Below are 12,136 nucleotides of genomic sequence, written 5' to 3'. Positions count from 1 at the left end.
CGCGCGACGGCGCAGCTCAAGCGGATAACGGGAAGGTCGTGCCATGACTCGATCCTTTCATGAAATCGAGTCTCTACTGGAACCGGTGCGGTTCACCGAGCGAACGAATTCGGTCATTAGGTGAACGGCATCCCGCTCGTAGTGCGGCGTGGATAAGGTTGGTCGCGCTAGGTAATCGATGGATCCTCGGACGGATGCCGAAGTGACAGTACCCAACCCTTTCGCGCCGCCGTCGGAGAACGCGAACCGGTCGGCGTGGTCTCCGCTGGACGAGTATCTGTGGCACACGTGCGACATCCTTGCCGACCTGCTCGAAGGCCGCCTTTCTGGCCGCCCCTTGGTCGCCACGACCGCAAGACTGGACCAAGGGGACCGTGCGCTTGCCGTGGGCCCCGGTCAGCGCTCGACTTGGCGAGCCCTGGGAGACGGTCGTTATCAGCACAGCAATGTGGTCGCCGTCGGCAGTCCTGCACTTGTCATCGGGAGTCTGGTGGGCTCAGCGTTGGGCAACTCCACGCGGCGCCGGCAGGCTGCGCGTGACGCGCAGCCACGGTGGGTGGTGGACGGATCAGGTGCAGTGACGCTCACGCCACGCAGGCTGCATTTCGCGAACTCGACATGCGAACTCGACCTCGACTGGAGCGCTCTGAGCGCGATCGAACTTGTTGCTCCGGACACCTTCCAGACGAGCTTTATCAGCAGGCGCGGCCAGCAGGTGATGACACGCGTGCACACGCCGTGGGCATCGCTCGCTTTCGTCGTTGCCGCGATTACGGCGTTTCCCGCACACCCGCGCTTGCTGAGCCGCGGCTGGCTCCCGTCGGACTTTGAGCAGAGATGCGCCCTCTTGGGCCGGCCCTGTCGTCCGGCGGCTCAGCTCACGGCCGAGTGACGGGTCCACTGAGGCGGGATGGGGACCAATGCGACTGGCAGGCACTCGGCTGGGGATGTAGAGGCCATGGGCGAGGAGATGGTGGGCTGGGCCAGGCGAGTTGCGGCGGCTGAACTCGGGAATGTGCTCCCACGACGGTGGGCGCACAGCTGTGGAGTCGCAGCCCGGGCGGCCGAGGTCGGCCTGATCGTGGGGAAGGACGCTGACCTGTTGATCTCGGCCGCGATCCTGCATGACGTGGGATATGCGCCTCGCTTGGCGACCACCGGGTTCCATCCGCTCGATGGCGCGCGCTTCCTACGGGACGAGCACGGTGCCTGCGAGAGGCTGATCTGCTTGGTGGCGAACCACTCGTTCGCGCTGCTGGAGGCGGAAGAACGGGGGCTGCGGGAGGAGTTGGCGAGGGAGTTCCCGTTGCTGGACGATCCGCTGTTGGTGGACGCCCTCGTGTATTGCGACATGACGACGACGCCCGACGGCGGCCGGACGATCGCGCGGGAACGGGTCGCGGAGATCGTCGGCCGTTATGGCGCGGACAGCGTGGTCGGTCGGTTCATCCGGCGGGCGGCGCCGGAGATCTTCTCCTCTGTCGAGAGGATCGAGGCCGCTCTGGCGGCTCAGCCGAGGTAGGGATAAGTGCCGGCGAGATAATCGCCGATCTGCTGGCGCATGCTCGGGTGGATGTCGTACTGGTCCAGGTCTGCGGGCTGGACGAAGCGAACACCGTCGGCCTCGTCGTTGATTGTGGGCTCACCGCCGACAGGGCGGCCGATGTAGGTGTTCTCGTACTGCTGGCGGATCTCGCCGTCGGTGTAGGCGACGATGTGGTTCGGGTTGGTGTAGACGCCGAGGAAGCCGGTGATCTCCGCGATGATGCCGGTCTCTTCCAGGCACTCGCGGACCGCGCACTGGGCCGCGGTCTCGCCGATGTCCTGGGCTCCGCCGGGGAGTGCCCACTGTCCGGTGTCGCGGCGGCGCTGGAGGAGGATGGCACCCGTCTCGTCGGCGACGAGCAGGTTGCTGGCCGGGATGAGGGTGTTCGCCTTCGGCGCGGCCGGGTCGTTGTAGTACTCAGTCCTGCCCATGGTCAGCGGTCCTCTCCTGGTCGGGTGCCCATGGCCGTGCGGCGGCCCAGACGGCGTCGAAGCTCTGAGCGTAGTTGTCGAACCACCCCATGCCGTCGGCTCTCCTGAGGTGGAGGAGGGGGTTGGCGCTGGCCGGCTGCCCCCAGATGTGGGGATTGACGAGGAGGTCGTCGTCGTAGCGGAACATGGACGTGTAGAGCGTGGTGTCATGCAGACGCACCGCGCACCCGGCCTCGCCCAGCAGGGGGCGGTAGTACGTCAGCGAGGCGCGGATCTTGGCGGCGAGTGTGTCGCCGATTCCCTCTTCGCGGCCCCGGACGGCGACCGCCTGTCCGTCGGGGTCACCGAAGCACAGGCGAACCCGGACGCCCTCGGCGGCGCGTTCGGAGAGCATCTTGGCGACGTGCGGGTTGGACTGTGCGAAGAACGTGCCCGAGAAGACGAGGACGCTGATCTCCTGCCGGGCCTCCCGCAGCAGCGAGAGCCATACGTCCCGCGGCACGCTGGCTCGGTTCTGGTAGGTGCCGACCAGTTCGGTGCCTAATCCGTCGCGGGGTGGACCGGGCCGCTTGGAGGGCGTCGGCCAGAGGAAGGTCTCCTCCACGCGCAGATGACCGGCCACGCGAAAGCGATGCCGCGCGTGAGGAACCCGTCCTCCCAGCCACCGGCTCACTGTCTTGGGGTCGACCTCGCAGATCTCCGCGAGCGCATCGGGTGAGACCCCTCTTTGGGCGAGCACGGTATGCAGTCGGTCGTTCACAGAAACCATGCAAGCGGTGCAACGCGTGATCGCGCAAGGACGTTGTGGGACGTTGTCGCGGAATCACAGTGTCACCGGCTGCTGCTTACGCTGGCGTCATGGAGCTCATCGTCCTGTGGGACATCGACCACACCCTCATCGAGAACGCGGGGGTGAGCAAGGAGATCTACGCCGCCGCCTTCTCGGCGCTGGCGGGGCGCGAGCCGACGGGGCCGGCACGCACCGAGGGGCGTACGGATCGATTGATCATGCGCGACATGTTCGTTCGGGATGGGCTGCCCGTCCCCTACTGGCCCGGCATTGAGGCTGCCCTCGTACGGGCAGGGAGTGAGCGCCGGGATGCTCTGCGTTCGCGCGGATGGGCCTTGCCAGGAGCCCATGAAGCACTGAAGGCCGCCTCGGCGCGGAGCGGCTGGGTCTCCTCTGTCCTAACCGGCAACATCGAGGCCAACGCCCGTGTGAAGCTCTCCGCGTTCGACCTCGACCCCTTGCTGGACCTGCCGGTGGGCGCCTACGGAGCGGACGCCGATCTCCGTCCCGATCTGGTCGCGGTCGCCCGCGAACGAGTGCAGCGGCTGCGTGGCGTCCGGGTCGACACGCCCATCGTCCTGGTCGGAGACACCCCTCGCGATGTGGAGGCTGCCCTGGCCACGGGGTGCGGGATCGTCGCCGTCGCCTCCGGTCTGCACGATCGCGCGGAACTCGCAGCGGCCGGCGCCCCAGAGGTCCTTCCGGACCTGGCAGACGCCAAGCGCCTTCTAAGCGTCCTGGAGTCGCTCGCAGGTGACGGAAGACGTCCCAGGACGTCCTCGGGCCGTCCCTGAACGCGGTGACGAGGTCCCCGGGTAGACAGCCACGATCGGGTTCCCGAAAGGCAGCCAGCCGAAGGAGCCCAAGTGATCAGGGAAATCACCGGGATCAGGAAGATCCGGATGCTGTACCTGCAGCTGCTCTACCGCTGCAACTTCACGTGCCTGCACTGCTTCCACGGCAAGCGGCTTCAGTACGCGGACGCCTTCACCGTCGACGAAGCCAGTCGCCTCCTCACTCTGATGCGAGACGAGTACGGCACGGAGGAAGTCACCCTGCTCGGCGGGGAGCCCTTCGTTCACCGGGACCTTCCGCAGGTCGTCCGCCACGCCAAGGAGGAACTGGGCCAGCGCGTCGAGATCTGCACCAACGGCTACCGGATCGAGCGACGCCTGACAGAGATCGCGCCGCACCTGGACCTCCTCCGGGTGTCCCTGGAGGGCGTCGGATCGACCAACGACGGCATCCGCAGGCATGGCAGCTACCAGAGCGCCCTCAACGCACTGAGCCTGGCACGGGACCTCGGAGTTCCGACCGGTGCGACCATGACCGTGACCTCACGGAACATCAGTGAGGTACTCCCCCTCGCCGGCATCCTGGCCCGACTCGGGGTCCAGCAACTCAAGCTCCACCACCTGCGGCCGGTAGGCAATGCCGCCGACCACCCCGAGCTGCTGGTCACCGAGCCTGCCGCCTACGGCCAGCTCCGCGAAGAGCTCGCGGCGGCATACCTGCCCCTGGAGGTGATCGTCGACGAGGACCTCTCCGAGCACGGCGCCCCGCAGCTCTGCGCCCCGACGGGGGGACCCCGCGAGATCGACCGGATTGAGGCCGACCCGCGTGGTGCCCTGACCATGTCCTGCAAGGCCGTGGGCAAGGACTCTCACGCCTTCTGGTACGAGAAGAGCGCTGGCCGCATCGTTCATCAGCCGTCGGCCACGGACGAGCTCACGCTCGCGGTGCCGGACGTGGTGTACGCCCGTGCCTGACCACCCGCGATTCGAGAGCCTGGAGGGCTTACGGGGTACCGGCAAGTCGACCATCGCCCCGATGCTCGCCGCCGCCCGCCAAGCCGTCCTCGTCCCCACCGTGCCCGCCCTGTACCAACCCCTCAGGGCGGCCGTGGACCAGCGGACCAATGCCGACGCGCGGATGTGCCTCTACCTCTCCGCGCTGTTCACCGCGGCCGAGGAAATCCAGAGCCACCTCGACGCCGGCGTCCCCGTGGTCGTCGAGAGCTACTTCGCCCGGTGCCTCGCCACCCACCAGGCCATGGGGGCTCGGCTCGGCGTCACGCTGCCGCGCCGGCTCCCGACACCCGTCACGTACTACCTCGTCTGCGGCGACGACGAACGCCGCCGTCGTCTGGCCGCCCGGGACAAGCCCGCGACGCAGTGGGACGCACTGATCGAAACCGTCCCGGACCAGGTGACCGACGCCTACGCCTCGTTCCCGATGCGCCGCGTCGACACCACGTGGCGCAGCCCCGAAGAGGTCCTCCGTGTGATCACAGAAACCGACAGGCAAGGAGCGAACTCCCATGCAGACCCAGAGCCTGTGGGAGCACACCCTCACCTTCTTCCCCCAGTTCCTCGGCACACTGCGCGAGCGAGTCGCCCCTGACGCCACCGTCGCGGTCGTCGGCGCGAGCGACGGCAAGTTCGTCCTGCCGCTGGCCGCCGCCGGCTACCACGTGGTCGCCATCGAACGCGACGCACTCGCCCTGCACGGAGGCGAGGTACGCCTTCCGGGTGACAGCGAAGCCCACGCGATGGGCCTGATCGACCGGCTGAAGCTCGAAGAACTCCATTCCCGCGTCCACGTGGTTGAGGACGACTTCCTCGAGGGCAAGCCCCTGGGCGTGCAGTGCGATGCAGTCTGGACGAGCTGCTCGTGGCACTACAGTGCCAACCACCACCGCCCGCTCGCCGAGTTCGTCGACCGCATGCAACGCCTGGTCCGCCCGGGCGGTGTGTTCGGTGCGGAGTTCATGATGCCCGTCGAAAGACGCCACCACATGACCGAGCACTACACCTCCCCCGAGCGCCTGCTCCCTCACTTCATCAGTGACTGGGAAATCCTGCTCACCCTGCGCACGAACGAGTTCACGGAACGGGCCCACGTCGACCAGCCGAACGACCACACCCATCGCATGGGCCTGCTCATGGCAGCACGAACGTCCCCCTTCACCGACCACTTCTGAGAGAAGGACACATGAAGCACGAGTACGAGGCGAAGTTCCTGGCCGTCGATGCCGCGGGCCTCCAGGCCAAGCTGACCGCCCTCGGAGCCGTCCAGGCGTTCCCCCGCACCCTCCTCACCCGCAAGATCTTCGAGAACGACTCCCTCGACGGAGGGGCCTGGATCCGCCTCCGGGACGAAGGCACCCGGTCGACCCTCACCCTCAAGCAGGTCACCGACGCCACCACGATCGACGGCACCAAGGAGATCGAGACCGAGGTATCCGACCTGCACGCCATGGCCGACATCCTGCGGCGGGTCGGCCTCACCGAAGTCCGCTACCAGGAGAACTACCGCGAGGAGTGGCGCCTGGGCGAGGTCGCCTTCGACTTCGACACCTGGCCCGACCTCCCCACCTTCCTGGAGATCGAGGGGCCCGACGAGGCATCGGTCCGGCAGGCCGCCGCGCTGCTGGACCTCGACTACTCCGAAGCCCGATTCGGCAGCGTCGACGAGATCTACAAGAGCGAGGCCGGCCGCGACATCCTCGCCGAGCCCACCCTCCTGTTCTCCGACGCCGAGAAGCAGGAGGACGCTTCCTCCGCTGTCCGCAGCCACTGACCAGGGAAGCGGACAAGCCATGCTCACGGAAGCCGCATTACGGCACAGGGTGATCCCCGGAATAACCGAGTTCGCACGCGGTGGTCTGCCTGCCCCCGCAGCCACGGACGACGGCAACGAGTGGGTCGACGGGCCCTGCTGGCTCTACTGCGGACAGCGGTGGACTCGCGTTCTGTGGATCGGCCCCGCCCGCGTCGCAGGCGCCCAGGCGCCGATGTACGCATGCGGACCCTGCATCCGAGCACTCCAGGAGCGGGTCTGGCAGTCCCTCCTCAGCCGGGACGAGCCAACCCGCCGCGATGGTCCGAGCGATGCCACCTCCCCTGCGTCCGCCTCAGCACGGCGGGCCGGCAGACATCGGGGCCGACGAGGCTTCCTCCGCCGCGGTTAAGCCCCCGCCCTGGTCATGGAAGTGCCTACCGTCCCCCGCGGTATGAGCCCCGTGACCAGGGCGGGCCTGCGGGGGTACATCCCGCTTGGAAGGTCCTCAGGATGCCTCGTGGTCAATCGCGGGACTCGTGGGTCGGAGACAACCTCGCCCGCGCATCGTCTTCACGCGCAGAGGCCGTTACGGTCGGCTCATGACCGCAGGGGAGCGCGTTGTCGTTGTTGGGGCTGGGGTGGCTGGGCTCACCACGGCCGTCGTACTCGCCGAGTCCGGGGCTTCGGTGCACGTGATCGCCGAGCAGGTGCCGGGGGTCACGTCGCTGGCGGCCGGGGCGATGTGGGGGCCTTACCTGGTCGAGCCGAAGGACAAGGTCGACCAGTGGGGGCAACGGTCCCTGGAGATCTTCCGCGAGCTGGCCCAGGACCCGGCGACGGGCGTCCGGCTCACCAGTGGCATCGAGGCATCCCGCACGGCCGAAGCCGCGCCGGACTGGGCCACCACTTTGCCTGGCTTCCGACCGTGTGAGCGGGACGAACTTCCGGCCGGGTTCACGGCGGGTTACCGGTTCACCGTGCCACTGATCGACATGCCCACCTACCTCGACTACCTCCTGCGCCGGCTCCGTGATGCCGGGGTTGTGGTCGAGCGGCGACGGCTGACTTCGCTATCGGACGCCGGTCCGGCTTCGGTGATCGTCAACTGCGCGGGCCTCGGGGCACGCGACCTGGTTCCGGACCCTGACCTCCGGCCCATCCGCGGCCAGCACGTCGTCGTCACCAACCCCGGGCTGACCGAGTTCTTCTCCGAGGACACCGGCCTCTCGCCCGATCTGCTGTGCTTCTATCCTCACGGCGACCACGTCGTCCTGGGCGGCACAGCGATCGACGGCGAGGGCGATCCGGCCCCCGATGACAAGGCGGCGGCCGGTATCCTCGCCCGCTGCGCCGAGGTCGAGCCCCGACTCGCCCAGGCCCGTGTCCTGGAGCACCGGGTCGGCGCTCGACCGACCCGCGCCACGGTCCGTGTGGAGGAAGAGGTGGGGGAGGACGGCACCGTGGTCGTGCACAACTACGGGCACGGAGGTGCTGGCGTCACTCTGTCGTGGGGGTGCGCTGAGGAGACTCGGGATCTGCTGTCGATCGCGTGATCTGCACGTGGAGGAACAGACGTTGCGACGTCCGCAGCGCGGGATCGCTCAGAGCGCCCCGACACGCTTGTAGCCGAACCACAACCGGCCACCGGTCTGCCCGAGCACCTCGTCCACGACGGCCACGAGGGTCTCGACTCTCCCGTCCAGTACCTCCTGTAGGCCGTGGTGGAGGCGTGTGCTGAGCCCTGGCGCGGTTGTCTCAAGGCGGCGTGCCAGCCACTTCCCACCGCCACCCCACGAACCGCCAACGGCCAGTGCCAGCTCACCGGTGCGTCGCACCAGTTCGGTCGCCATGAACAGGCGCTCGCTCTGGTCGTGGCTTCCCGCGAGGTCGTCGAGGAGGTCGGTGATCGCGTAGCGGCGGTCGTCGATCTCTTCCGACGACACCGGGGGTGGTCCGGCGGCGGTCAGCTTCCGGGCCTGTGCGGCGAGGCGGGCTCCGAGTCCATCGGTGTCGAAGAGCAGCAGCCCGTCGGCACACATCCACAGCAGCGGCGACCGGCGCTTGCGCAGCTCCCTTTCGACGTATGCGTGCCACGTCGCCTCGGTGTGAACGAACATCTCGACTGGCCAGTCGGCGTACTGGAGGCTCGCCCGGTAGGGGGCTGGGGCTCCGTGGAACAGGACCACGACGTCGAGGTCCGAAGTGGCCGTTCGGCGGCCGGTCACGACGCTGCCGCCCAGGAACGCGGCTCGTGCTTCGGGGTGATGTTCCTCTACGACAGCGCGTGCGGCCTCGATCGCATCCATGCGGCAACTATCAGCACTGTCCCCGCCGCGCGCACGCTCTTTCTCTGTGCGACTGCGATGTCTCGCCCTCTGGGTCTCAGTTCGCCGGGGGCAGACAGCGAAGATCCACGAATGACTGGCCAACGCGGCAGCGGCATGTGAACCTGGACGACCTTCTCGCGAAGCACCAGGTCAGAGAGGTGATTGTCTGTGACTGCGGCGCCCCAGGGGCCCGGATTCTCCACCACTGTCGAGGCCCTGCGGCTGCGCGAGTGGCTGCTCGGCCCGGGCCAGGCCACGCTCGTGATGGATCAATTCTCCGCCGACGACTTCCACCTGGTCGTGGACGACCGCGCGGACGTACACGTCAATTCGAAGGACGGTCGCTTCTACCTTGGATGGTTCCCGCTCGGGCGCCCTGGCACCGACGGCGAGGGATGGAAGATCGCCGTCACCGGTACGGCCAAGGTGCGCGGCTACCAGATGTCCTTCGACACCGAGACGCCGGCCGATGTCGTCGCCGCCGCTGTTGCTCGCGTACTGGAGACGTCCCCGCAGCTGTGACTGCCAGAGGCTCCGCCCCTCGGGCACCCTCGACGTCCGCGCTAGCGGCATCAAAATCACCAAGCTCTTGGAGGCGTACCTGCATCCCGACTTCCCGATCGGCCCACCCAGCCCGACGAACGTCCCGTCCGCGTACTGGGTCGGTCCACGGCACCTGGCCGGTGACGACGGGCGCCTGTACGACGCTGTCGCCGATACGCTCGCTGGCCTCGGCTGGACGAGCCTGACGATCGTCCGCGGGCGCCAGCAGCCGGACGAGGCACTGGAGGACCGACAGGTCTTGCGCAGCACCGTCCTGCACATCAGTCCCGACTCCCTGCGGTGGGCGCAGTGGGTCTTGCCGGACGAGCCGTTCCACCTGGGGAACCTGCCGATCGCCTGGCAGGTGTCCGCTCGTTCGGACCCGAGCAGCCCGCTCGCCCAGTGGTCGGCCTACTTCACCCCCGATGTCCCGGGAGAGGTCCTCGGCACCTTCCTCGCCGCGCTCGACGCCCGCGATCAGCCGGCCATGCCGCTCGGTGCCCCCGAGCTGGTCCTCGACGCGGTTACGGCGCACGGGTGGCTGCGTGACGTAGGCCAGCCCGGCACGGGAGCGGTGGACCCGACGTTCGCCTCCCACGTCCGCCTCGGCGAGGTGCCGCCCCTCATCCAGGATGGCGACCCACTCGCGATGGTGGCTGAGGCAGACGAGGCGGCCCTGGCCGGGTGGCAGGCGTGGGCGGAGCCGGTGCTCGGAGCGGGCTACCTGTGGGCGGCGTCCTTCGGCCCCAGCGTGCCGCACGACCTCGTCGCCGCCTTCGCCGATTCCCTCAGTTCCAGCGCACCGGTGCTGCGTCGGGTGGTGCCGGAGAGCACCCATGACCGGCTCCTGCGCGCTCCAGCCGGCTGAGGGCCATCCAACGCATAGAAGCCGGGCCTCCCCTCGGGGAAGCCCGGCTTCATGCTGCTGTGCCCTGGTCGGTGTCCTCGTGCGTCACGGTCTGAGGTTGTTGAGAGCGGTCCGCCTCCACGCCTGGTGCTTCGTTCGGCGTGACGAGTCCTACCGGCTATCGCATGGGACGCACACGCCTCTGTGTCAGATGCCGGATCGGTCTTTGGAGCCGGTCACCAGCGCGTTGGGTACGTATCGGCGCGGGGGCCAGGGTCAGAAGGCGTAGGGGGTGAAGGGGCGGATTGGGTCGACGATGAGCCCGAGGAGGCGATCGAGCTCGGCTCGCTCGTCCTCATTCATGAGCTCGACGGCGTTGCCGAGCCTCTTCACGTCGAGTCGCTCCCAGAACGGGGCCAGGAACTGGTCGAGGGCATCCGGAGCTTCGTCCATCGTGCGCCGGTAGTCCGCGTATCGCTTGTGCTGCGTCCTAATCTCGTCGAACTCGGCGCGAGTGGCCCTGCGGAGGAGGCGCAGCTCGTCTTTACTGAACGGGCGCCCGTCGAGGTGGTACCACTTGCTGGTCTCACGCTGGCGTTCGACGTCCGTGTCGCAGAGCAGGACGACGATCTCCGGTCGGGCTTGGGTCTTGGGCATGCGGGTGCTCCTCATGGGAGTGGGGGAGTGGAGGCATCAATGGTCCGGAGGATCGCCGTTTTGCCCAACCGGCGATCGTCGGCTATGTTGCGCCGCTTTCCGGTCAGCGGCGGCGGCTGGAATGGTTCACAGTGCCCTGCGTCAGCGGCGTGCTGGGCGCCGAGGGCCCCTGGCGTCCACTGCCTCGGGCGGGCGTCTCGTGGGAGCTTTCGGGTAGGGCGGGCAGATGGGCGCTGCGGCGCAGGCGCCAGACGAGGACGTCGCTGATGGAGGTGGCGGTGTCGACCTCGCGCCGCCGGGCAGCGTCAGCCAGCAGAGCTGCCGGGTCGTGGCCGGCCTTCCGGGCGTCGTCGAGGGTGGTGGCCAGGGCAGGCCAGCCGGCCTCGGCCTGGATCCGTTCGGCAAGCTCCGGTAGCACGTGGCGAACAAGGTCGGCCTGCCGCTGCCGGACGCGCGGGGCCAGGCGCTGGCCTCGCTGGCCTAGTGCAGCCATGGGCTCACCGGCGGCGGCCTGGTAGGCGGCGCGCAGATGTTCGGCGGCTTGTCGGGCGGCTGCGGCCTGCTGGCTGTGGTGCTTCTTGGCGTGCCAGTTCGCCGCGGCGGTGGCGAGGAAGAAGGCCATGTCGATGAGCATGGCGGTGGTGGCGCCGTCTTCCCCTCGGCCGAGGGCGGGCCCGCTGTGGACGAGATCGCGGGCGGCCTGGCGCAGGGCCCGGTCATGCCCGCGTACGGCCCTCACGTGGGAGCGGCTGGCCCGCTCGAACGCGAAGGCCGCCTCGCGGAGTTCAGCGCGGGTGTGGGCGGCGGACGTTTTCGCGAGCGCGTCGAGGATCTCCCCCGCCGCGGCTATCTGGGCGGCTGCCGTGCCGTCGTCGCCGTGGTCGATGATCAGCAGGGCCTGCCAGGTGGTTGCGGTGGCCCGGCGCCGCGCGAACGCGGGGCCGGTCACGTCCGGCAGGGCTGGCTGCGCCGGCCCGGAGCCGTCGTCCGCCGAAGCAGCGTCCGCGGGAAGCGTCCAGCGTTCGCGGACGCGGGGCAGGGACAGATCGGAGGCGAGTTTCGAACCGGAGTAGAAGACCGGCTCACCGTCCTTGTTGCGGTCGTCGGGCAGGGCGACCTTGTAGCCAAGCAGGTCGCCGGAGGGCGCGACGCGCTTGCGGATCAGCAGACCGGCGGCGGCCAGGCGGTCGAAGAACTCCTCCGTGGACGCGGTGCCGGCGACGGCGCGGCGCACGGTCTCGCGCAGTTCCTCACGCGCAGTGCGCTTGCGGCCTTCCCGTTGGGCTTTGTGGCGTTCGGCGCTGGTGGGCCGCTGGGCGGCGGTGCCGTCGCCGGTGAGTAATTGTCAAGAGTTGTGGATCAGTGGGGTTGTTCAGGCTGCGGTGACTTCGGGGCGTTCGACGAGGTGACCGTTCTTGAAGCGGGCGCCGT

At 68.6% G+C, this 12,136-nt stretch carries 14 protein-coding genes and 1 pseudogene; 10 read left to right on the top strand and 5 right to left on the bottom strand.

Translation table 11 applies throughout. From position 1 onward, the window contains the following. The first annotated feature begins 202 nt into the window (after positions 1-202). Together ACGFYH_RS36855 and ACGFYH_RS36850 are read left to right on the top strand one after the other, a co-directional pair. Positions 203-892, top strand: a complete 690-nt coding sequence (locus tag ACGFYH_RS36855) for a hypothetical protein (protein WP_393807534.1) — start codon at positions 203-205, stop codon at positions 890-892. Between the two features lie 66 nt (positions 893-958). Next, positions 959-1,522, top strand: a complete 564-nt coding sequence (locus ACGFYH_RS36850; protein ID WP_393807533.1) for an HD domain-containing protein — start codon at positions 959-961, stop codon at positions 1,520-1,522. Here ACGFYH_RS36850 and ACGFYH_RS36845 read toward each other — a convergent pair. Together ACGFYH_RS36845 and ACGFYH_RS36840 are read right to left on the bottom strand one after the other, a co-directional pair. Next, positions 1,510-1,977, bottom strand: a complete 468-nt coding sequence (locus tag ACGFYH_RS36845) for an NUDIX hydrolase (RefSeq protein ID WP_142199944.1) — start codon at positions 1,975-1,977, stop codon at positions 1,510-1,512. The genes ACGFYH_RS36850 and ACGFYH_RS36845 overlap by 13 nt on opposite strands. Further along, complete coding sequence (locus ACGFYH_RS36840) at positions 1,964-2,737, bottom strand: helix-turn-helix domain-containing protein (RefSeq protein WP_186777808.1); 774 nt, start codon at positions 2,735-2,737, stop codon at positions 1,964-1,966. The genes ACGFYH_RS36845 and ACGFYH_RS36840 overlap by 14 nt, the downstream gene beginning before the upstream one ends. A 98-nt stretch (positions 2,738-2,835) precedes the next feature. Between ACGFYH_RS36840 and ACGFYH_RS36835 the strand changes: the two genes are divergently transcribed. The 6 genes from ACGFYH_RS36835 to ACGFYH_RS36810 all read left to right on the top strand — a co-directional run bounded on the left by ACGFYH_RS36835 (position 2,836) and on the right by ACGFYH_RS36810 (position 7,884). After that, positions 2,836-3,561: an HAD family hydrolase gene (locus tag ACGFYH_RS36835; RefSeq protein WP_393807532.1), complete on the top strand. Its 726-nt coding sequence runs from the start codon at positions 2,836-2,838 to the stop codon at positions 3,559-3,561. A gap of 72 nt (positions 3,562-3,633) precedes the next feature. Then, a complete protein-coding gene (locus ACGFYH_RS36830; protein ID WP_393807531.1) occupies positions 3,634-4,536 on the top strand; it encodes a radical SAM protein in 903 nt (300 codons plus the stop codon). Next, positions 4,529-5,170: a hypothetical protein gene (locus tag ACGFYH_RS36825; RefSeq protein WP_393807530.1), complete on the top strand. Its 642-nt coding sequence runs from the start codon at positions 4,529-4,531 to the stop codon at positions 5,168-5,170. The genes ACGFYH_RS36830 and ACGFYH_RS36825 overlap by 8 nt, the downstream gene beginning before the upstream one ends. Next, a complete protein-coding gene (locus ACGFYH_RS36820; RefSeq protein WP_362099897.1) occupies positions 5,088-5,750 on the top strand; it encodes a class I SAM-dependent methyltransferase in 663 nt (220 codons plus the stop codon). Before ACGFYH_RS36825 ends, ACGFYH_RS36820 begins: the two co-directional genes overlap by 83 nt. 11 nt (positions 5,751-5,761) lie before the next feature. Then, a complete protein-coding gene (locus ACGFYH_RS36815; protein WP_376361568.1) occupies positions 5,762-6,349 on the top strand; it encodes a class IV adenylate cyclase in 588 nt (195 codons plus the stop codon). A 581-nt stretch (positions 6,350-6,930) separates the two neighbouring features. Continuing rightward, positions 6,931-7,884 carry an FAD-dependent oxidoreductase gene (locus ACGFYH_RS36810; protein WP_393807529.1) on the top strand — a complete coding sequence of 318 codons (954 nt, stop codon included), beginning with the start codon at positions 6,931-6,933 and terminating at the stop codon, positions 7,882-7,884. 48 nt (positions 7,885-7,932) lie between these two features. On the opposite strand, the gene ACGFYH_RS36805 is transcribed toward ACGFYH_RS36810, so the two are convergent. Continuing rightward, entirely contained in the window at positions 7,933-8,637 is a 705-nt protein-coding gene (locus ACGFYH_RS36805; protein WP_393807528.1) for a nucleotidyltransferase domain-containing protein, read from the bottom strand. Between the two features lie 189 nt (positions 8,638-8,826). Between ACGFYH_RS36805 and ACGFYH_RS36800 the strand changes: the two genes are divergently transcribed. Next, a complete protein-coding gene (locus ACGFYH_RS36800) occupies positions 8,827-9,180 on the top strand; it encodes a DUF317 domain-containing protein (protein ID WP_393807527.1) in 354 nt (117 codons plus the stop codon). A gap of 67 nt (positions 9,181-9,247) precedes the next feature. Further along, positions 9,248-10,069 (top strand): DUF317 domain-containing protein, encoded by an 822-nt coding sequence (locus ACGFYH_RS36795; RefSeq protein WP_393807526.1) that lies wholly within the window; start codon positions 9,248-9,250, stop codon positions 10,067-10,069. Between the two features lie 255 nt (positions 10,070-10,324). Here the strand turns inward: ACGFYH_RS36795 and ACGFYH_RS36790 are convergent, their stop codons facing one another. Beyond that, positions 10,325-10,705, bottom strand: coding sequence for a hypothetical protein (locus ACGFYH_RS36790; protein ID WP_393807525.1), 381 nt, complete (start codon positions 10,703-10,705; stop codon positions 10,325-10,327). Positions 10,706-10,808: 103 nt separating this feature from the next. Beyond that, positions 10,809-12,050 (bottom strand): annotated as a pseudogene (locus ACGFYH_RS36785) (mobilization protein); the annotation flags it as partial. Positions 12,051-12,136: the final 86 nt, after the last annotated feature.

The organism is Streptomyces sp. NPDC048392 (genome assembly GCF_043200575.1).
In the GTDB taxonomy this organism is placed as follows: Bacteria; Actinomycetota; Actinomycetes; order Streptomycetales; family Streptomycetaceae; genus Streptomyces.
The sequence above is the reverse complement of the archived record's forward strand: the minus strand, read 5'-3'. Positions and strand labels throughout refer to the sequence as shown.